Raw genomic sequence first — 20,310 nt, forward strand, 5'->3', positions numbered from 1 at the left:
GGCGCTCAGCGCAGGACCGGGGAGATGAAGGCGCTGTCGGACACCAGATCGGCAGCCAGCCTGACCCGGCCGTTGTCCAGCGTCAGCTTGCCCTCGGCGAACCAGCGGACGGCCTGCGGATAGACCCGGTGCTCCTGGCGCAGGACACGGGCAGCCAGGCTGGCTTCGTCGTCGCTGTCGAGCACCGGCACGGCGGCCTGGATGATGACCGGCCCATGATCGAGGCTCGGCGTGACGAAATGCACGGTGCAGCCGTGGATGCGCACCCCCTCGTCGAGCGCCCGCTGGTGCGTGTGCAGGCCGGGGAAGGAAGGCAGCAGCGAGGGGTGGATGTTCATCAGGCGCCCTGCGTAATGGCGGACGAAACCTTCGCTGAGGATGCGCATGAAACCGGCCAGCACGACCAGATCCGGCGCAAAGCCGTCGATGCACTCGGCCAGGGCGGCATCGAAGGCCTCGCGCCCGGCAAAGGCCTTGTGGTCGATGTAATGCGTGACGATGCCGGCCTTGGCGGCTGTCTCCAGCCCTGCCGCATCGGGCCGGTTACTGATCACGGCGGCGATGTTGACGGGCAGATTGCCGGCATCGCGGGCGGCGATCAGTGCCTCCATGTTGCTGCCACGGCCGGAAATCAGGATGACGATATTCTTCATTTCAAAAAACTCACCGGTAAGAAGAGGGTGCTGGCGACCGTATGGGTCAGCCGGGAAAGGCCACGGCCATTGCGATCGGCGACGATCTTGGCCATGAAGTCGAGCAGGCCCATGACGCGGCCGAACTCGCGCTCGAAGGAGAGGTTGCGGTTGCCAGGGTCGAGCTCGTTGGAAAGCAGGAACAACTCGCCAGCGGCATTGCGGTCGTGGCCGAGCTTCCAGATCGCGACATCCATGTTGCGCGCCGAATTGAACAGTTTGACCTCGTTCAGGCTGTCGAGCACGTAGAACTCCTGTTTGTGCTCGAACGCCGCATCGACCATGGTCAGCAAGCCAAAAACCAGCGCCGCCACGCGGTCGCCGGCGTAGGCCTCGTTGAACGCCAGCGCCGCTGCCGGCCCCTCGCGCAGGCCATTCATCTCCGGCCAGCGCTGATACTGGCGATTGCGCAGCCGCTCGACGGCGGCTTCGCGGCTGGCCAGGCCGGCCTTCTTCCATTCCTTCGGGTTGCGCCTGTAGAGCTTGTCGGCAATGAGCAGCAAGCCATCGACCACCTCGGCCCGATTGGTATCGGCGATGCGGTCGACCTCGGTCTTAGCCAGGTATTTCACGTCGACCGTGGTGTCGGTTCGTCCATCCTTGCCCAGCTTGGTGGAGCAGGCCGCCGCCAGGACCAGGGCGAGGAGGACGGCCAGGCCACGCATCAGGCGGCCGCCCTGTGCTTGACGTAACCCACGGCGACCGGGATCAGCGAAACGACGATGATGCCGACGATGAGCACTGACAGGTTCTGCTTGACCCACGGCATGTTGCCCAGCCAGAAACCGGCCAGGCACAGCGAAACGACCCAGGCGGCAGCGCCGACCAGATTGAAAAGCAGGAACTTGGCGTAGGACATGGCGCCGATGCCGGCAACGAAGGGGGCAAAGGTGCGGAACAACGGCAGGAAGCGCGAGATGACCAGCGTCTTGCCGCCGTGCTTTTCATAGAAGGCATGCGTCTTTTGCAGCGCCGCCTTGTTGAAGAAGCGGGAGTTTTCCCAATGGAAGACCTTCGGCCCGAGCAGGCGACCGATCTGGTAGTTGACCATGTTGCCGAGCACGGCGGCGGCAAGCAGGACGCCGATCAATGTCCAGATATTCATGCCGCCCTCGCCCAGTGCGGCCAGCGCACCGGCCACGAAGAGCAGCGAATCGCCAGGCAGGAAGGGAAAGATCACAAAACCCGTCTCGGCAAAAATGATGAAGAAGAGGATGCCGTAGATCCACAAGCCGTACTGCTGGACGAGGATCGCCAGATGCTTGTCGAGGTGGAGGACGATGTCGATGAATTGGGCAAGCAGTTCCATGTGCGCCTAAGGGGCTGAAAACCCGGGCATTTTACCCCAGTCGGCGGCCTGCCTCCGGGAAAGCGGCCCGCGCCGCGAGAGAGCCCGGCGGGCGGCACACAAAAACTATACAATCATCAAATTCGTTTAAACCACAAGGGATTCTCGCCATGTTCTGCAAGAAATATCAGGAACGGATCGTCCAGCTCGAAAACCGGCTCGCCGCCAGCCAATCGGTACTGGCCGCGCTTGACCGTTCGCTGGCCGTCATCGAGCTGAGCCCGGATGGCCGGATTCTCGCGGTCAACGATAACTTCTGCCGGACGGTAGGCTATGCTGCCGACGAACTGGTTGGCCGCGAACACCGTCTGCTCTGCGACCCTACATTTGCCGCCAGCCCCGACTATGCTGCCTTCTGGAACCAGCTGCGGCGCGGCGACTTCTACCAGGGCCTGATCAAGCGCCGGCAGCAGAGCGGCCGCGACATCTGGCTGCAGGCAACCTACAACCCCATCCTCGATAGCCGCGGCCAGGTCGCCAAGGTGGTCAAATTTGCCAGCGACGCCACGACTCAGGTCAACGAAGCGGCTGGCCAGAAGGCGATGATCGAGGCCATCGAACGGTCGACGGCCGTCATCGAATTCAATGTCGACGGCACCGTGCTGCGCGCCAACGACAATTTCCTGCGCACGGTCGGCTACGCCGCCAACGAGATCGTCGGCCGCCATCACCGCCTGTTCTGTGCGCCGGAAATCGTGAACAGCGCGGAATACGCCAGTTTCTGGGAACGCCTCGGGCGCGGCGAATTCATCACCGGCCAGTTTTCCCGGCGCGACCGGCAAGGCAGGGAAATCTGGCTGGAGGCCAGCTACAACCCGGTGTTCGACCCGGAGGGCCGTGTTCTCAAGGTGGTCAAGTTCGCTACCGACGTCACGCAACAGGTCCAGCGCCTGCAGGCCGAGCAGCAGGGGACTGCCACCGCCTACGAAGTCGCCCAGACAACACGCGACATCGCCCACGACAGCAAGGCGATCATCCTGCAGACCGTGGACAAGATGCAGTCCATCGCCGCCATCGTCGAACAATCGGCCGGGCTGGTGGACACGCTGGGCAAGCAGACTTCGGGGATCACCTCCATTGTCAATACGATCAAGGAAATCGCCGACCAGACCAACCTGCTCGCCCTGAATGCCGCCATCGAGGCCGCCCGGGCCGGTGAAAGCGGCCGGGGTTTTGCGGTCGTTGCCGACGAAGTCGGCAAACTGGCCGAGCGCACCGGCAAATCGACGGGCGAGATCAGCCGGATGATTGCGGACATCCAGGCCGAGACCGCCTCGGTCACGGCCAGCATGGACAGCGGATTGCGGGCGGTCAATGAAGGCGTCGCGCTGGCCAGCGACGCCGGCGAAGCGATCCAGAAAATGCATGGCGGCGCGCTGCGCGTTGTCGAGGTCATCCAGGAACTCGCCGCCGGCACCACCCGCTGAGGTCGATTCGGCAGGGTGGCCGGCAATCTGGGATAATCCGCCGCCATGCCGACCATCGCCCGCCTCCCCGACCTCCTGATCAGCCAGATCGCCGCCGGCGAGGTGGTCGAACGCCCCGCCTCCGTCCTCAAGGAGCTGCTCGAAAACAGCCTCGACGCCGGCAGCCGGGCAATCCAGGTGCATCTGGAGGAAGGTGGCGTCAAGCTGATCCGCATCACCGACGACGGTTGCGGCATTGCCAAGGACGAACTGGCGCTCGCGCTGACCCGCCATGCCACGTCCAAGATCACCACGCTCGACGATCTGGAGCGCGTCGGCACGCTCGGTTTCCGCGGCGAGGCACTGGCCTCGGTGGCTTCCGTCGCTCGCCTGACGCTGACCAGCCGCGAACGCGGTGCCAGCCATGCCTGGAAGCTGCGCGGCGAGCCCGGCGCCGAACCGGAACCGGCCGCACTGATGGCCGGCACGGTGGTCGAGATGCGCGATCTCTATTTCAACACGCCAGCCCGCCGCAAATTCCTCAAGTCGGAAAGCACCGAATTCGCCCACTGCGCCGACGCCGTGCGCCGCCTGGCGCTGACCCGGCCGGACGTGGCAATCAGCCTGACCCACAACGGGCGCAGCCTGTTCCAGCTCGCCCCGGCCGATGCCGGCCGGCGCATTGCCGACATCCTCGGCGAGGAATTCGTCGGCGCTGCCCGCCTGATCGAGGCCGCATCCGGCCCGCTGACGCTTGCCGGTTTCGCCATCGATCCGACGCGCGCCACTGATGCCAAGGACGGCCAGTACGTCTTCGTCAACGGCCGTTTCGTGCGCGACAAGGTGATCGGCCATGCCCTGCGCGAAGCCTATCGCGACGTACTGCACGGCAGCCGCCAGCCGGCTGTCTGCCTGTTTCTCAACATCGACCCGGCGCTGGTCGACGTCAATGTCCATCCGGCCAAGACCGAGGTGCGCTTCCGCGATTCGCGGGCAGTGCATCAGTTCGTTTTCCATGCCGTGCAGCGGACGTTGGCGGCACCGGTGCAGGCTGCAGCAGCCCCATCGCTGGCACCGACCGAAGGCACTGTGCCCGCGGCGACCTGCCCCCCCCCGGCACCAGCCACCGCCTACCATCAGCCGGAGCAACCGCGCCAGGCCAGCCTCGGCGTTGCCGAACCGGCCGCTGCCGCCTACCTCACCTTCGCCCGTGCCGCACAAGGTGTCGGCCAGACACCCGCCCCGCGCCCGGAGGCAATGCCACAGTTCCAGCCAGTCGAATCCGCACAGAACGAAGCGCCGCCGCTTGGCTATGCCCTGGCCCAGTTGCATGGCATCTACGTCCTGGCCCAGAACGCCAGCGGCCTGGTGCTGGTCGACATGCACGCCGCGCATGAGCGCATCCTGTACGAGAAGCTGAAGACGGCTTTCGACAACCGCCAGATCGCCACGCAGAACCTGCTCATTCCGGCCGTTTTCTCGGCCGACCCGCTCGACATCGCCGCCATCGAGGAACATGCCGAAGCCCTGCGCGGGCTCGGTTTCGACATCGCGCCGCTCGGCCCCAACCAGGTCGGCGTGCGCAGCGTGCCGGCCCTGCTCCAATCCGGCGACCCGGCGGCGCTGGCCCGCTCCTTGATTGGCGAGTTGCGCGAGCACGGCATCACGCAACTGGCCACCGCCCGGCGAAACGAACTGCTCGCCACCATGGCCTGCCACGGCGCAGTGCGCGCCCGCCGCCAGCTCACCGTACCGGAAATGAACGCCCTGCTCCGCCAGATGGAAGAAACCGAGCGCGCCGGCCAATGCAACCACGGCCGCCCGACCTGGACGGCGCTGACGCTGGACCAGCTCGACAAGCTCTTCCTGCGTGGCCAGTGAGGACTGCCGCATCACCATGGCAGCCTCCTCCATCCAGCGCTGGGCCAAGCAACTCAAGCAACACACGCTGACGGTCTATTTCGCCGCCCGCGACCCGCGCACGCCCTGGCTGGTGCGGCTGCTCGCCCTGCTGGTGGCGGCCTATGCCCTGAGCCCGATCGACCTGATTCCGGACTTCATCCCGGTGATCGGCTACCTCGACGACCTGCTGCTCCTGCCGCTGGGTATCGCGCTGGTCGTTCGCCTGACGCCCCCGGACGTGATGGCCGCCGCCCGCGACAAGGCGGCGCAGGCAACCGAAAGGCCGGTCAGCCGCAGCGCTGCCGTCTTCGTTGTCGTCTTCTGGTTGATCATTGCCGCAGCCACGGCCAACTGGCTGTTCGCCGGCCGTTAGCCGCCAACTGCGTGTAACATTCGCCGCCATGACGCAACCCCGCCACCCTCCCGCCATCCTGCTCATGGGCCCCACCGCCTCGGGCAAGACGGCGGTGGCCATGGCCCTGGCCGACCGCTTCCCGGTCGAATTGATCAGCGTCGACTCGGCGCAGGTGTTCACCGACATGGACGTCGGCACCGCCAAGCCCGACCGGCAAACCCTGGCCCGCTACCCGCACCGGCTGATCGACCTCATCACCCCGGAGCAGAGCTACTCCGCTGCCCGCTTCTGCGCCGACGCGCTGAGCGCAATGGCCGAGATCACCGCAGCCGGCAAGGTGCCGCTGCTGGTCGGGGGAACCATCCTGTATTTCCGCGCCCTGCTGCAGGGCCTGGCCGAGTTGCCGCAAGCCGATCCGGCCCTGCGCGCCGAAATCGACGCCGAGGCTGCCGCCCATGGCTGGCCGGCGATCCACGCCCGGCTGGCCAGTCTCGACCCGGCCACGGCGGCCCGCCTGCACCCGACCGACAGCCAGCGCCTGCAACGCGCCCTGGAGATCTGCCTGTTGAGCGGCCGCAAGATGTCCGAACTTCTGGCCGAAAGCGAAAGCACCAAGCCGCCCTACGATTTCCTGTCCATCGGCCTCTTGCCCTCCGACCGCAGCGTGCTGCACACGCGCATCGCCCGCCGCTTTGACGAAATGCTGCTGGCCGGTCTGGACGACGAGGTACGCAGGCTGCGCGGCCAATACGACCTCCACCTCGGCCTGCCGTCAATGCGCTGCGTGGGTTACCGCCAGGTCTGGGAGGCGCAGGACGGCCTGATTCCGCGCACCGAAATGCGCGACCGGGGCGTCTTCGCCACCCGGCAACTGGCCAAGCGGCAGATCACCTGGCTGGGCAACGGCTTTCCGGCCGATCACACCTACGACTGCCTCGACGCCTCCCTGGTCGACAAGGTGGCCGCCCGAACCGGCGCCTTCCTCAGGATTTGAGCAGCACCTTGAGATCCTCGGCCAGCGCTTCCAGTTGGCCGACGAGTTCGAGCGAAGCGTCCTGCGTGCCCACCAGGCGCGTCACGAAGTCATTGGCCATGCCGCTCAACTGCTCTTCCTGGCGCTCCATCAGGCCCAGGGTGATGAAAGCCTTGGTCAGCTGCTCCTGGTAATCGATCATCACCTGCGTCAGCTCGAAACAGTTGCGCCGGTAATTGGCCTGCACCCCGTCCAGCGTCGCATACAGGCGCGGTAGCGCGCTCTCGATGCCGGCCCGCCGCCGGGCCGCCAGGATTTCCGTCTCGATGGCGCGCAACCGGGCATCCGCCCCTTCGGCCAGCAGGGCGCCGTTGTCACGAATACGACCGCAGCGCTCGACATCGTCGAGCGGCATGTTGTTCACCAGCAGGGTGACCTGGCCGTAGTTGAAGACGCAGCGCGACTTGAATTGGAAGATGCGGCCGCTTTCCCGGACATGGTTGAGGACCGACACCTCAAGCGGCACGTTGCGCCCGTTGTGGCTGAGCGTCAGCACCTCGCTGCCCATGCGCATCTGCACCGCGGCCTGCAGGTCGTATTGCTGCATCGCATCGAGCAAGGCCGCAGCCAGTTCGTCAATCGTATTGCAAGCGAAGGATTTGCTCAGGAACTGCAGGACGACACCCAGTTCCCCCATGCTGACCATCGCCGCCATCGCCGTTTTCTGGGCGTAGCCAGCCTGCTCGCGCAGCGCCTTCTTCTCGGCCAGGATGCGTGCAGCCACGCTCAGCTTGCTGAGCAGTTCGGCCGGCTCGAAAGGTTTCTGGATGAAATCATCCCCGCCCGCCTCGTAACACAGCAAGCGGGTTTCGTTGTTGTCATTGGCGGAAATGAAGACGACCGGAATGTCCTGCGTATCCCAATCATCCTTGAGATGGCGGCAGAGCGCGTAGCCGTCCATCCCTGGCATCGAGACGTCAACCAGGAGAAGATCCGGTTTGTTGTCGGCCACGGCACTCAGGCAGGCCTCGGCGGAGGCGAAAGTCTGCAGTTCGCAGTCCGCCGCCAGCGTGGCATGCAGAATATCGAGGATGATCGGCTCATCATCAACGGCAAAAACGCGCAGATTGTTTTCCATAGTTATTCCTGAGAATCGTTCATGTTTTGACGTATCCGCCCCCTGCACAAACCACCTGCCGGCCCGGCACAACCCAAAGGCATAGCCTACACTTTTGGGAAAGCTTGCGGGAGGAGTTGATCAGTCGTTGTTTCCGGAGATGATCCCGGGCAGGCGGCTTGGCGTTTCGCCGCAGGAAACACAAGGCGCTTCCGGCTCGAACGCAGCCTGGCATGCGCCATCGGCCTTCAATGGCGCGACGCGAACGAACACCACACCGGCCCGCAACATGCCGAGATACTCGGCCGTGGCCAGCGACACATCGATCACCCGCCGCCGATGGCGGTCATGCATGCGATCGTTGATCTTGACGATGGCACAACGGTCGTTATCGATGCGGCGAACGGCGACCCGGGTGCCGAGCGGAAAATGATTGCTGGCGGCAGTGAATTGCCTGACGTCGAAGCGCTCGCCGGTCGACGTCTTGCGCCCCTGGAAGCCCTTGCCGTAGAAGCTGGCTTGGCCGTGCCGGCCCGGTGCATCGTCATCGAGAATATCGGCCGGCCCGAAGTCGCTGACCGGCAAGGCAACCGGTGCCGGTTTGCGCACCGCCTTTTTGGTCTGCCGGGCCGAGGCCGGCTTGGCCGTTGTCTGCTTGCCCGCCGCCCAGACGGTCGACGGGGCTTGGCACAGCAGCAGGCCGCAGCAGAACGCAGCGGCCCACCGTGCAATGTCAGACCACCACGGTCTGCGCTTCGTCACCCTGGCGGGCCCGAATGACACCGATGTTGTACACCGCTTCGCCCTGCGCCTTCAGTTCGGCCATGGCGGCGTCCGCATCGGCTGCCGCCACGATGACGACCAGACCGATCCCGCAGTTGAAGGTGCGGTGCATTTCCTTCTCGGCGACATTGCCTTCCTGCTGCATCCAGTCGAACAGCTTCGGACGCGGCCAGGCAGATTTTTGAATTTCGGCCACGGTGTTTTCCGGCAGCACGCGCGGCACGTTCTCGAGCAGGCCGCCACCGGTAATGTGGGCCATGCCCTTGATCGTGACCTTTTCCATGGTCGCCAGCACCTGCTTGACGTAGATGCGGGTCGGCGCCATGACCACGTCGGCCAGCGAACGATCGCCGTCGAACGGGGCGTTCATGTCCGGCTTGGAACGCTCGATGATCTTGCGGACCAGCGAGTAGCCGTTGGAGTGAGCACCAGACGAAGCCAGGCCGAGGACCACGTCGCCCGGCTGGATGCTCTTGCCGTCGATGGCCTTGGACTTTTCGACGACGCCAACGGCAAAGCCGGCCAGGTCGTATTCACCGGCCGGGTACATGCCCGGCATTTCGGCGGTTTCGCCGCCGATCAGCGCGCAGCCGGCCAGTTCGCAACCCTTGGCGATGCCGCCGACGACCGCCGCGGCGGTATCGACATCGAGCTTGCCGCAGGCGAAGTAGTCGAGGAAGAAGAGCGACTCGGCGCCGAGCACCAGGATGTCGTTGACGCTCATGGCGACCAGATCCTGGCCGACCGTATCATGGCGGTTCAGTTCGAAGGCCAGCTTGAGCTTGGTGCCGACGCCGTCGGTCCCGGAGACCAGAACCGGCTCCTTGTAGCGCTTGGGCACTTCGAACAACGCGCCGAAGCCGCCGATGCCGCCCAGCACGCCGTCGCGCAGGGTCTTCTTGGCGAGCGGCTTTATGCGATCGACGAGGGCATCGCCCGCATCGATATCGACGCCGGCATCACGGTAGGAGAGGGAGGTATTCTGGGTCATGGTGGGCAACGCCAAGCAACTGAAAAAAGTGGATTTTACCCGAAACGGCGAGCCATCCCTAAACGCCTTTGCCAGAACGGCGTTCAGCCCCTGCCTCTGCTAAAATCGCGGGTTCGAATTTTTGGCGCCCATGACGGATGCGCCTTGCCCGTGGAGAGAACGCAATGTACCAGTCCCCCCTGCTTCAGGATCTGCACGATCGCGGCCTGATCGCCCAGCTGACCGATGCGGAAACGCTCGACCAACTGCTGACCAAGGAGACGGTCACCCTCTATTGCGGCTTCGACCCGACGGCAGACAGCCTGCACCTCGGCCACCTGGTGCCGGTGCTCATCCTCAAGCGCTTCCAGGAAGCCGGCCACAAGCCCATCGCCCTGGTCGGCGGCGCCACCGGCATGATCGGCGACCCGAGCTTCAAGGCCACCGAACGCAAGCTCAACACGCCGGACATCATCGCCTCGTGGGTCGGCAAGATTCGCGGCCAGGTCGAACCCTTCCTCAACTTCGAGGGTGACAACGCCGCACTGATGGCCAACAACTACGACTGGTTCGGCAGCATGAACTGCCTCGAATTCATGCGCGACATCGGCAAGCACTTCTCGGTCAACGCCATGATCAAGAAGGAATCGGTGCAGCAGCGCCTGGTCCGCGAAGACCAGGGCATTTCCTACACCGAGTTCTCCTACAGCCTGCTGCAGGGCTACGACTTCGCCGAGCTCTACAAGCGCCATCGCTGCATCCTGCAGGTCGGCGGCTCCGACCAGTGGGGCAACATCGTCGCCGGCACCGACCTCACCCGTCGCCTGCACCACCACCAGGTGTACGGCATGACCGTGCCGCTGATCACCAAGGCCGACGGCACCAAGTTCGGCAAGACCGAATCGGGCGCCGTCTGGCTCGATCCGAAGAAAACCTCGCCCTATGCTTTCTACCAGTTCTGGTTGAACACGGCGGACGCCGACGTCTACAAGTTCCTCAAATTCTTCACCTTCCTGCCGGTCGCTCGCATCGCCGAGATCGAAGCCGCCGACAAGGCCAGCGGCGGCAAGCCGGAAGCCCAGCGCATCCTGGCCGAGGAAGCCACCCGCCTGGTGCACGGCGAAGTCGCCCTGATGGCTGCCCGCCGCATTACCGAAAGCCTGTTCTCCGGCCAACTGGCCGACCTGACCGAAACCGACCTCGAACAACTGGCCCAGGACGGCATGCCCGGCGTGCAACTCGACGCCGCCAACGGCAGCCTGATCGATGCCCTGGTCGCCGCCGGCCTGGCCAAGTCCAAGTCCGAAGCCCGCACCTTCATCCAGGGCGGCAGCGTGGCGATCAACGGCGCCAAGGCCGATGCCCTCGACCACCAGATCGCCGGCGAGGAACGCCTGTTCGGCCGTTTCACCATCCTGCGCCGCGGCAAGAAGAACTACGGCCTGGTCTGCTGGCAATAGGCCAACCATGCGCCAGCTCATCCTCGACCTGCTGCCCGACAGCCCACCAACGCTGGACAATTTTGTTCCTGGCGGCAACGAGGAAACGCTGGCCGCGTTAACCGGCTGGCTGGCTGGCCAACTGACTGACACTGCCTTCTGCCTGCATGGCGAATCCGGCTGCGGCCGGTCGCACCTGCTGCTGGCCAGCGGTTTTGCCTATGCCGATGCCGCCGATAATCCCGCGCTGGCGAATGTCACCGCCAAACAACAACTGGCCGTCGACAACATCGATGCACTCGATGCCGATGGCCAGATCGCCCTGTTCGCCCTGTTCAATCAGTTGAAAGCCAGTGGCGGCCAGTTGCTGACCGCCGCCCCGCAACCGCCCGCCCACCTGCCGCTGCGCGAAGACCTGCGCACCCGCCTCGGCTCCGGGCTGATCTACCGTCTGCAGCCGCTATCCGACGCCGAAAAGGCGGCCGCCATCGCCACCCAGGCGAAGGAACGCGCTCTCAAGCTGTCGCCGGAGATGATCAGCTACCTGCTGCGCCACGCCTCGCGCGACATGCGCACCCTGTCCATGCTGGTCGTCGCCCTCGACCAATACACCCTCGAACAAAAACGCCCGGTTACGCTCCCCTTGCTGCGCGAACTGCTCTCACTGGAACACACCGCATGAACCTCGCCCTCTTTGATCTTGATAACACCCTTCTCGCCGGCGACTCCGATTTCGAGTGGGCGCAATTCCTCATTTCCAAGGGCGTCGTCGACCGCGAAGTACAGGAAGCCAAGAACATCGAGTTCTACGAGCATTACAAGGCCGGCACGCTGGACATCTACGAATTCCTCGCCTTCCAGCTCGCCCCGCTGGCCCGCCACAGCCGCGCCGAACTGGACGCCTGGCACCAGGAATATGTCGAACACCACATCCGCCCGATCATGACCGTCAAGGCGCGCACCCTGGTCCTCGAACACCTCGCCGCCGGCGACCTGTGCGCCATCGTCACCGCCACCAACAGCTTCGTCACCGGGCCGATCGCCCGCGAATTCGGCATCGGCCACCTGATCGGCACCATCCCGGCGGTCGATGTGGCGACTGGCGCCTTCACCGGCCAGCCGACCGGCACACCGTCCTTCCAGGGCGGCAAGATCACCCGCGTCGAGCACTGGCTGGAATCGCTCGGCCTGTGGTGGGGCAGTTTCGACCACAGCTATTTCTACAGCGACTCGCACAACGACCTGCCGCTTTTGCAGAAGGTCACGAAACCGGTCGCCGTCGACCCTGACGACAAGCTGCGCGCCCATGCTGACCGCCAGGGCTGGACCATCCTCAGCCTGCGCTGACCGGCCGTGCTGCGCATCCCCTTCCTGAGCCCGGAAGCCCCGCTGGCGATCATCGCAGTCACCCTGCTGCTGATCGTCATCTTCGGGCCGCTCAAGCCGATGCGCCGCTCACTGATCAACACCAGCGTCTTTTTCTTTGCCTGCCTGCTCGGCGACCTGCTCGCCGGCTTGCTGTCCGGCGGCGTCACCAGCAAGGCAGCGGCTGGCTGGCTGCGCCAACTGGCGGTCTTTGGCGAGGGGCTGGCGGTCATCCGCTTTGCCGGGCTGGCCTTCTTCAACGTCGCCCTGCCCAGGATCAACCTGCGCATTTCCGGCATCCTGGCCGACATCCTGGTCATCATCGGCTACATCGGCTGGGGCTTCTTCCGCCTCAATCTGGCCGGGGTCGAACTCAGCCACCTGTTCGCCACCTCGGCCATCCTGACCGCCGTGCTCGCCATCTCGATGCAGGACACCCTGGGCAACCTGCTCGGCGGCCTGGCCCTGCAAATGGATAACTCGCTGGAAATCGGCGACTGGATCAAGATCGACGACCTGTCCGGCCAGGTCACCGACATCCAGTGGCGCTTCACTGCCCTGCTCACCCGCAATGGCGAAAAGGTGGTCGTGCCCAATAGCCAGCTGATGAAGGGCCGCTATTACGTGCTGTGCGACAAGCACCAGCCTCACCCCGGCTGGCGGCGCAGCATCGGTTTCAATGTCGATCTCGCGGTTCCCCCGGGCCAGGTCATCCACCTGGTCGAGCGCGACATCGCCGAAGCGAGCATTGCCAATCTGGCCCAGCAGCCGGCGCCTAATTGCGTACTGATGGATTTTGGCCCGGGCTACGCCCACTATGTCCTGCGCTACTGGCTGATCAATCCGCTGCCCGATGATGTCACCGACTCGGATGTCCGCGTGCACATCCTGGCCACCTTGCAGCGCAACGGCATCCGCCTGGCCACCGACGACCACACCATCCATCTGATCGAGGAGGGCGCCAAGCATCGCGCCGAGGTGGAAGTCCGCGAAATGCAGCGCCGCCTGCGCGCCATCAATGCCGTCGAACTGTTCGCCCGCCTGGCCGACAGCGAAAAGCAGTACCTCGCCCAGCGCCTGACCAAGGCGCCTTTCGCCCGTGGCGACATCATCACCCGCCAGGGTGCCATCGCCCACTGGCTCTACATCATGGTCAGTGGTGAAGCCGAAGCCTGGTGGCAGCCGCCGGAAGGCCCCCGCCGCCTGCTCGAAAAACGCGGCCCAGGCAGCGTCTTTGGCGAAATCGGCCTGATGACCGGCGCCCCGCGCCGGGCCACGGTCATCGCCAGTACCGATGTCGAAACCTACCGACTGGACAAGGAAGGTTTCCAGGCCATCATCGAGCAACGACCGGAACTGGCCGACAGTCTGTCCGGCATCCTGGAACGCCGGCTACAGCGCTTTGCCGAACTGGAACAAGGCTATTCCGCCGGCCAGAATGGGCTGGACCAGCGCATCCCGGGCAGTGCCGCCATCGGGCGCAAGATTCGCGAATTCTTCGGCCTGGATTGATGCCCGCTGATCTGGAATCCATCAATAGCGACCGACATCCGGTAAAATCCGCACTTTCCGTAGCCTAGCCAGCACTGACTGAACGGTAATCCGTGATCCGCAAACTCATTTCCCGCGTTTTCAGCGGCAAAAAACCCCAGGCCAATCGTCACGAACCGGCCGTCATCCCTGTCTCCAACCACGGCATCACCCGCGACCGCATCAGCAGCGGTAGCCGGCGCGTCTGCGAAACGCTGCAGAGCCACGGCCACAAGGCCTATGTCGTCGGCGGCGCGGTGCGCGACCTGTTGATCGGCGCCGAGCCCAAGGATTTCGACGTCGCCACCGATGCCACACCGGAAGAGGTGCGCCGCTACTTCCGCCGCTCGCGCATCATCGGCCGCCGCTTCCAGATCGTGCACGTCATGATGGGCCAGGAAACCCTGGAAGTAACGACCTTCCGTGGCGCCCTCGCCGAAGACACCAAGAAGGACGAGCACGGCCGCGTGCTGCACGACAACGTCTTCGGCTCGCAGGCCGAGGATGCCGCGCGCCGCGACTTCACCGCCAACGCGCTGTACTACGACCCGGCCACCGAGGCGGTACTCGACTACCACCACGGCGTCGGCGACCTCAAGCAGAAGACCTTGCGCATGATCGGCGAGCCACGCGCCCGCTATCGCGAGGACCCGGTGCGCATGCTGCGTGCCGTCCGCCTTGCCGCCAAGCTCGGCCTGGTCATCGACCCGGAAGCACGCAAGCCGATCCGCGAAATGGCCGAACTGCTCGAGAACGTGCCGCCAGCCCGCCTGTTCGACGAAATGCTCAAGCTGCTGACTTCGGGCCACTCGGTCAAGTGCCTGACCCAGTTGCGCGACGAAGGCCTGCACCACGGCCTGCTGCCGCTGCTCGACGTCATCCTCGAACAACCGATGGGCGAGAAGTTCGTGATGCTGTCGCTGGCCAACACCGACGACCGCGTCCGCCGTGGCAAGGGCACCTCGCCCGGCTTCCTGTTCGCCACCCTGCTCTGGCACGAAGTGCTGGCCCATTGGGAAAAGCTCAAGGCCAAGGGTGAGCCGAAGATTCCGGCGCTGTACACGGCGATGGATACCGTCCTCGACGTGCAGGGCGAAAAACTGGCCATCACCCGCCGCATCGCCGGCGACATCAAGGACATCTGGGCCCTGCAGCCGCGTTTCGAACAGCGCGCCGGCAAGCGCCCCTACGCCCTGCTCGAACAGCCGCGCTTCCGCGCCGGCTACGACTTCCTGGTGCTGCGCGCCCAGGCCGGCGAAATCGACATGGAAATCGCCGACTGGTGGACACGCTTCCAGAATGTCGATGGCGAGAAGCGGGCCGCAATGCTGCTGCCGGAACAAGCCGGCGACAAGAAAAAACGCCGGCGCCGCAAGAAGCCGGCCAATTCCGCCAGCTCCGCCGCCCCGGCCAGCGAATGAACACCGCCTACGTCGCGCTCGGGGCCAACCTCGGTGACCCGGCCGCCACCGTCAAGGCGGCCTTCGCCGCGCTGGCCAATCTGCCAGAGAGCCGCGTCGTGCATTGCTCCTCGCTGTACCGCACAGCACCGGTCGGCATGACCGAGCAGCCGGAATTCGTCAATGCCGTCGCCGAGCTAGAAACGACGCTGGCGCCGGAAGCTGTACTCGAAGCACTGCTCGACATCGAGAAACGCTTCGGCCGCATTCGCGCCGAACGCAACGGCCCGCGCACGCTCGACCTCGACCTGCTGCTCTACAACGACCAGTTCGTCGACTTGCCGCGCCTGACCCTGCCGCATCCGCGCCTGCATCTGCGCGCCTTCGTGCTGTATCCGCTGGCTGAAATTGCACCCAATCTGAAAATCCCAGGCCGCGGCACCGTCGCCGCCTGGCTGCCGGCCGTCGCCAATCAGGGTATCGTCAGGCTGTGACCCTGCTCGGCACGCCCATTCCGGTGTTGTGGCAGACGGTGATCCTGCTCGCCCTGTCGAATGTCTTCATGACTTTCGCCTGGTATTCGCACCTCAAGCATCTCAACGAAAAGCCGTGGTGGATCGCCGCCCTGATCTCCTGGGGTATCGCGCTGTTCGAATACCTGATCCAGGTGCCGGCCAACCGTATCGGCAATACCGAGATGAATCTCGGTCAGCTCAAGATCCTGCAGGAAGTCATTACCCTGACCGTCTTCGTGCCCTTCGTCGTCTTCTACATGGATCAGCCGCTGAAGCTTGACTACTTGTGGGCGGCCCTGTGTATCCTAGGCGCCGTCTATTTCGTTTTCAGGTCGTAAATGTCCGCACAAACCATCACCCGCCGCCTGACCCAGGGCGACCTCGCCAAGCTCTACGCTGCCGGCGAGAAGGTCGTCATGTTCACCGCCTACGATGCCAGCTTCGCGCGCCTACTCGACGGCGCTGGCGTTGAATGCCTGTTGATCGGCGACTCGCTGGGCAATGTGATCCAGGGCCACGACACGACTTTGCCAGTGACCGTCGCCGACATCGCCTATCACACGGCTGCCGTCAAACGCGGTTCGGATCGCGCCTTCATCATCGCCGACATGCCCTTCGGCAGCTACCAGGAATCGCCGGAACAGGCTTTCCGCAACGCCGTCACACTGATGGCCGCCGGTGCCCAGATGGTCAAGCTGGAAGGCGGCGGCGAGATGGCGAAGACCGTCAAGTTCCTGGTCGACCGTGGCATCCCCGTCTGCGGCCACCTCGGCCTGACGCCGCAATCCGTGCACGTCATGGGCGGCTACAAGGTGCAAGGTAAGGGCGAAGCCGCTGCCCAGCGGCTGCGTGACGACGCCCTGGCGCTCCAAGAAGCCGGCGCAACGATGCTCGTCCTCGAAGCCATTCCCGCCGTGCTGGCCGCCGAAGTGACGGCCAGGCTGCACACCATCACCATCGGCATCGGCGCGGGCAAGGATTGCTCGGGCCAGGTGCTGGTCGTACACGACGCTTTCGACATCCCACCCGGCAAGAAAGCCAAGTTCGTCCGCAACTTCATGGAAGGCGCCTCATCCGTCCATGACGCCGCCTGCCGTGCCGTTGCCGCGGTCAAGGACGGCAGCTATCCCGGCCCGGAACACACCTACGCCGCCTGATTCCGCAAGCCGGGCGACCGCCCCGGCGCATCCGACGCAAGAGTACCCCCCCATGCAAATCCATTCCGCCATCGCCGACCTGCGCACGGCCCTGAAGAACCGTGGCCGCATCGTTTTCGTGCCGACCATGGGCAACCTGCACGCCGGCCACATCAGCCTGATGGAACAGGCCCGCGCCCATGGCGACACGGTCGTTGCCTCGATCTTCGTCAATCGCCTGCAATTCGGCCCGAATGAGGATTTCGACAAGTACCCACGCACCTTCCAGGCCGACTGCGACAAGCTGGCTGCCGCCGGTGTCGACGTGCTGTTCGCACCGACCGAAAGCGACCTCTACCCGGAGCCGCAGGAATACTTCATCGAACCGCCGGGCATCCAGAACGTGCTCGACGGCGAATTCCGTCCGGGCCACTTCCGTGGCGTCGCCACCGTCGTCACCAAGCTGTTCAACTGCGTGCAGCCGGCTGCCGCCGTCTTCGGCAAGAAGGATTACCAGCAGTTGATGGTCATCCGCAACATGACCCGCCAACTGGCCCTGCCGATCGACATCATCGGCGGCGAAACCGTGCGGGCCGCCGACGGCCTCGCCCTCTCCTCGCGCAACGGTTACCTCAGCGAAGCCGAACGCGCCGAGGCGCCCCGCCTGTATCGCCTGCTCAACGATATTCGCGATGCGATTCGCAACGGTCAAGCCGATACGGTCCAACTGGAAAACGCAGCCATCGCTCAACTCGACGCCGCCGGCTGGAAAACCGACTATGTTGCAGTGCGACAACAATCCGACCTGGCCATGCCGAAAGGCGTAGATGTCCCGCTGGTGGTGCTTGCCGCCAGCCGCCTGGGAACGACGCGGCTGATCGACAACATCGAGGTCTGATGCCGTCGGGAAATCCATAATTACGCCCGTTGACAGGGGGGCCATTGTCGCTACAATGCGCTTCCCCCAACCTTCTGGATGAGTGAAACCATGCAGAGAACAATGCTGAAATCCAAGCTGCATCGCGTGACTGCAACCCACGCCGACCTGCACTACGAGGGTTCCTGCGCCATCGATGAAGACCTGCTCGAAGCAGCAAACATCAAGGAATACGAACAGATCGACATCTGGAACGTAAACAACGGCGAGCGTTTCACCACCTACGCCATTCGCGCCGAGCGCGGCTCGGGCGTCATCTCGGTCAACGGCTCGGCCGCCCGTCGCGCCGCCCCGGGCGACATCCTGATCATTGCCACCTTCGCCGTCTATAACGAAGTTGAACTGGCCAAGCATGAGCCCGACCTGATCTACGTCGATTCGCAGAACCGCATCGTGCGCCGTGGCCACAAGATTCCGGTACAGGCCGCCGCCTGACCGAGAATTTATTCACGCTCATGGAAAACCCGCCTTTCGGCGGGTTTTTCTTTTTGTACAATCCATTGCACAAAATTTCACACCAAACTGGAGACAAACCATGGGCGTTGTTTTCGCGAAGACCCAGAAAGGGCACGCTGAAATCGCCACGAAATCGGGAGGACTGACGCCGCGCGAGCGGCGTGTCCTGATTTTTGTGGACGGTAAACGATCGGTCGAGGAGTTGCGCACGATGCTGCTCGCCGACGACCTGCAACACACGCTGGGCATGCTGGAGGAAGAGGGCTATATCGAATTTCACGACCTGACCGGCGTCGGGCCGGCCGACTCATCCCCGCCGGAACGCCTGCCGTCGATCACCGCTTTCGGCGAAATCCCGCCGCAGGTCGATCCCATTCGCCTGCAGATGGCGCGCAATTTCATGACCAATACGCTGAACACCTTCGTCGGCTCGCTGGGCACCAGTTCACTGCTTGAGCGCATCGAACGGACCGGCAGCCACCATGATTTGCGCGAGCTATTCGATGATTGGTACCACGCCATCGTGATGTCGCGCGATGGCCGGCGCGAGGCGGAAATGCTGCGCGCCAAGCTGCTCAACGTCATCTGAGCCGAGTTTTCAGCCGCGCCAAATGAAACGGGGCAGCCCTGGCTGCCCCGTCCTGGTTTGCGTCGCCGCTTTTTCAGGCGTTACGCTTTGTCTTGCCCGTCCGCCTTGTCGGCCACCTTGGGCTTGCGGGGACGTGCCGGCCGCTTGGCCTTGGCGGGCTTCTCTTCGGCTGCAGACGACTCGACCGCCGACGGCTGTTCGCTGACGACGGCTGCGCTGCTCGCCGGCGCCGCTTCCACGGCCTCGGTCTTGCGGGGGCGACGACCGCCTCGACGCGGCTTGCTCTCGGCGGCGGGTTCAGCCGGTGCCGCCTCGCTCGGTGCCGGAGCGGCCTCGACCACGGGGGCCGGCTCGACCACCGGCGTGGCCTCGACGGCTTCCTCGCCGGCCGGCCTGCGTTCCTTGTCACGGCTGCCACGTCCACGCCGCCCGCCGCGTCGACGGCCATTGCCGGTTGCCTCGGCTTCCACGACCGGCGCTTCGAGCTGGGCGACGGGTTCCGGCACCTCTTCGCCAATCACCGGCTCGACGACAACCATCTCGACCGGCATCTCGCCTTCGCCGGCAGCCGGCCGGGCCGGCGCGCGGAAGACGAAGGCTCCCTTGTCGTCGCGCCCGAAGCCGAGCAGGCCACGCCCCGCCGCTTCTTCGAGCAGGTTGCCGAACGTGCGGAAACCGTAGTAACTCTCGTTGAAGCCGGGATTGCGGCGCTTGACCACTTCCTTGAGTACCGAGGCCCAGATGCGTTCGCTCTCGCCCCGGTCAGCCATCAGGTCGACGAAGGTCGAGGAGACGATGTCGATCGCCTTGGCCTTGCGCTCCTCCTGCTTCTCGCGGCGCTTGGCCTCCTCCTCCGGCGAACGTTTCTCGCGTTCGCGGCGCTGGCCGCGACTGGCCTCGCGGTCGCGCACCAGATCGTCGTAATAAATGAATTCGTCGCAGTTGGTGATCAGCAGGTCGGAGCAGCTCTGCTTGACGCCCACGCCGATCACCTTCTTGGCGTTTTCGCGCAGCTTGGAAACGAGCGGCGAGAAATCCGAATCGCCGGAAATGATGACGAAGGTGTCGACGTGAGCCTTGGTGTAGCACAGGTCGAGCGCGTCGACGACCATGCGGATGTCGGCCGAGTTCTTGCCGGACTGGCGAACATGCGGGATTTCGATCAGTTCGAAGTTGGCTTCGTGCATCGCTGCCTTGAACCCCTTGTAGCGTTCCCAGTCGCAATAGGCCTTCTTGACGACGATACTGCCCTTGGCGAGCAGGCGCTCCAGCACCGGACGGATGTCGAATTTCTCGTACTGGGCATCGCGCACGCCGAGGGCGATGTTCTCGAAATCACAGAAGAGCGCCATGCTGGCGGTATCGTTGGGTGCGGCCATGAAATGCTTTCAGCTTGA

The 20,310-nt window shown here is 64.5% G+C and carries 22 protein-coding genes; 15 read left to right on the forward strand and 7 right to left on the reverse strand.

The features are described 5' to 3' along the window. Nucleotides 1-5: 5 nt before the first annotated feature. The 3 genes from purN to K420_RS0117150 are packed head-to-tail and all read right to left on the reverse strand — an operon-like array spanning nucleotide 6 to nucleotide 2,001. A complete protein-coding gene (gene purN / locus K420_RS0117140) occupies nucleotides 6-653 on the reverse strand; it encodes a phosphoribosylglycinamide formyltransferase (RefSeq protein ID WP_027459129.1) in 648 nt (215 codons plus the stop codon). Next, nucleotides 650-1,357 carry a hypothetical protein gene (locus tag K420_RS0117145; RefSeq protein ID WP_027459130.1) on the reverse strand — a complete coding sequence of 236 codons (708 nt, stop codon included), beginning with the start codon at nucleotides 1,355-1,357 and terminating at the stop codon, nucleotides 650-652. The genes purN and K420_RS0117145 overlap by 4 nt, the downstream gene beginning before the upstream one ends. Next, complete coding sequence (locus tag K420_RS0117150) at nucleotides 1,357-2,001, reverse strand: DedA family protein (RefSeq protein WP_027459131.1); 645 nt, start codon at nucleotides 1,999-2,001, stop codon at nucleotides 1,357-1,359. The genes K420_RS0117145 and K420_RS0117150 overlap by 1 nt, the downstream gene beginning before the upstream one ends. A 149-nt stretch (nucleotides 2,002-2,150) precedes the next feature. On the opposite strand from K420_RS0117150, the gene K420_RS21105 reads away from it, so the two are divergent. The 4 genes from K420_RS21105 to miaA are packed head-to-tail and all read left to right on the forward strand — an operon-like array spanning nucleotide 2,151 to nucleotide 6,697. Beyond that, the gene (locus K420_RS21105; protein WP_027459132.1) at nucleotides 2,151-3,467 is read left to right on the forward strand and encodes a methyl-accepting chemotaxis protein; all 1,317 of its coding nucleotides are present in this window, start codon (nucleotides 2,151-2,153) and stop codon (nucleotides 3,465-3,467) included. Between the two features lie 45 nt (nucleotides 3,468-3,512). Beyond that, entirely contained in the window at nucleotides 3,513-5,327 is a 1,815-nt protein-coding gene (gene mutL / locus K420_RS0117160; RefSeq protein ID WP_027459133.1) for a DNA mismatch repair endonuclease MutL, read from the forward strand. 16 nt (nucleotides 5,328-5,343) lie between these two features. After that, nucleotides 5,344-5,721, forward strand: a complete 378-nt coding sequence (locus K420_RS0117165; RefSeq protein ID WP_035856181.1) for a YkvA family protein — start codon at nucleotides 5,344-5,346, stop codon at nucleotides 5,719-5,721. A 28-nt stretch (nucleotides 5,722-5,749) separates the two neighbouring features. Continuing rightward, a complete protein-coding gene (gene miaA, locus K420_RS0117170) occupies nucleotides 5,750-6,697 on the forward strand; it encodes a tRNA (adenosine(37)-N6)-dimethylallyltransferase MiaA (RefSeq protein ID WP_027459135.1) in 948 nt (315 codons plus the stop codon). On the opposite strand, the gene K420_RS0117175 is transcribed toward miaA, so the two are convergent. The 3 genes from K420_RS0117175 to purM all read right to left on the reverse strand — a co-directional run bounded on the left by K420_RS0117175 (nucleotide 6,687) and on the right by purM (nucleotide 9,567). Beyond that, complete coding sequence (locus tag K420_RS0117175) at nucleotides 6,687-7,814, reverse strand: response regulator (protein ID WP_027459136.1); 1,128 nt, start codon at nucleotides 7,812-7,814, stop codon at nucleotides 6,687-6,689. The genes miaA and K420_RS0117175 overlap by 11 nt on opposite strands. A gap of 120 nt (nucleotides 7,815-7,934) precedes the next feature. Then, complete coding sequence (locus tag K420_RS19905) at nucleotides 7,935-8,555, reverse strand: septal ring lytic transglycosylase RlpA family protein (protein ID WP_051453228.1); 621 nt, start codon at nucleotides 8,553-8,555, stop codon at nucleotides 7,935-7,937. Then, nucleotides 8,527-9,567 carry a phosphoribosylformylglycinamidine cyclo-ligase gene (gene purM / locus K420_RS0117185; protein WP_027459137.1) on the reverse strand — a complete coding sequence of 347 codons (1,041 nt, stop codon included), beginning with the start codon at nucleotides 9,565-9,567 and terminating at the stop codon, nucleotides 8,527-8,529. The genes K420_RS19905 and purM overlap by 29 nt, the downstream gene beginning before the upstream one ends. A 164-nt stretch (nucleotides 9,568-9,731) precedes the next feature. Between purM and tyrS the strand changes: the two genes are divergently transcribed. From tyrS to K420_RS0117240, 11 genes are all read left to right on the forward strand, one after another. Then, complete coding sequence (gene tyrS, locus K420_RS0117190) at nucleotides 9,732-11,006, forward strand: tyrosine--tRNA ligase (RefSeq protein WP_027459138.1); 1,275 nt, start codon at nucleotides 9,732-9,734, stop codon at nucleotides 11,004-11,006. A gap of 7 nt (nucleotides 11,007-11,013) precedes the next feature. After that, the gene (gene hda / locus K420_RS0117195; RefSeq protein ID WP_027459139.1) at nucleotides 11,014-11,667 is read left to right on the forward strand and encodes a DnaA regulatory inactivator Hda; all 654 of its coding nucleotides are present in this window, start codon (nucleotides 11,014-11,016) and stop codon (nucleotides 11,665-11,667) included. Then, nucleotides 11,664-12,332, forward strand: a complete 669-nt coding sequence (locus tag K420_RS0117200; RefSeq protein ID WP_027459140.1) for a histidinol-phosphatase — start codon at nucleotides 11,664-11,666, stop codon at nucleotides 12,330-12,332. The genes hda and K420_RS0117200 overlap by 4 nt, the downstream gene beginning before the upstream one ends. A gap of 6 nt (nucleotides 12,333-12,338) precedes the next feature. Further along, entirely contained in the window at nucleotides 12,339-13,862 is a 1,524-nt protein-coding gene (locus K420_RS19430; RefSeq protein WP_051453229.1) for a mechanosensitive ion channel family protein, read from the forward strand. A gap of 92 nt (nucleotides 13,863-13,954) precedes the next feature. Beyond that, nucleotides 13,955-15,301, forward strand: a complete 1,347-nt coding sequence (gene pcnB, locus K420_RS0117210) for a polynucleotide adenylyltransferase PcnB (RefSeq protein WP_027459141.1) — start codon at nucleotides 13,955-13,957, stop codon at nucleotides 15,299-15,301. Next, entirely contained in the window at nucleotides 15,298-15,774 is a 477-nt protein-coding gene (folK, locus tag K420_RS0117215) for a 2-amino-4-hydroxy-6-hydroxymethyldihydropteridine diphosphokinase (RefSeq protein WP_027459142.1), read from the forward strand. The genes pcnB and folK overlap by 4 nt, the downstream gene beginning before the upstream one ends. Beyond that, nucleotides 15,771-16,133 (forward strand): DMT family protein, encoded by a 363-nt coding sequence (locus K420_RS0117220; protein ID WP_198293879.1) that lies wholly within the window; start codon nucleotides 15,771-15,773, stop codon nucleotides 16,131-16,133. Before folK ends, K420_RS0117220 begins: the two co-directional genes overlap by 4 nt. Next, nucleotides 16,134-16,952, forward strand: a complete 819-nt coding sequence (gene panB / locus K420_RS0117225; RefSeq protein ID WP_027459144.1) for a 3-methyl-2-oxobutanoate hydroxymethyltransferase — start codon at nucleotides 16,134-16,136, stop codon at nucleotides 16,950-16,952. A 52-nt stretch (nucleotides 16,953-17,004) separates the two neighbouring features. Then, nucleotides 17,005-17,829 carry a pantoate--beta-alanine ligase gene (panC, locus tag K420_RS0117230; RefSeq protein WP_027459145.1) on the forward strand — a complete coding sequence of 275 codons (825 nt, stop codon included), beginning with the start codon at nucleotides 17,005-17,007 and terminating at the stop codon, nucleotides 17,827-17,829. A gap of 102 nt (nucleotides 17,830-17,931) precedes the next feature. Further along, on the forward strand, nucleotides 17,932-18,303 hold the full coding sequence (panD, locus tag K420_RS0117235) for an aspartate 1-decarboxylase (RefSeq protein ID WP_255584486.1): 372 nt from the start codon (nucleotides 17,932-17,934) through the stop codon (nucleotides 18,301-18,303). A 100-nt stretch (nucleotides 18,304-18,403) separates the two neighbouring features. Beyond that, nucleotides 18,404-18,913: a hypothetical protein gene (locus tag K420_RS0117240; protein WP_027459147.1), complete on the forward strand. Its 510-nt coding sequence runs from the start codon at nucleotides 18,404-18,406 to the stop codon at nucleotides 18,911-18,913. A gap of 80 nt (nucleotides 18,914-18,993) precedes the next feature. On the opposite strand, the gene K420_RS0117245 is transcribed toward K420_RS0117240, so the two are convergent. Then, a complete protein-coding gene (locus tag K420_RS0117245; protein WP_027459148.1) occupies nucleotides 18,994-20,292 on the reverse strand; it encodes an NYN domain-containing protein in 1,299 nt (432 codons plus the stop codon). Between the last annotated feature and the right edge of the window lie 18 nt (nucleotides 20,293-20,310).

The sequence above is a fragment of the Dechloromonas agitata is5 genome (genome assembly GCF_000519045.1).
In the GTDB taxonomy this organism is placed as follows: Bacteria; Pseudomonadota; Gammaproteobacteria; order Burkholderiales; family Rhodocyclaceae; genus Azonexus; species Azonexus agitatus.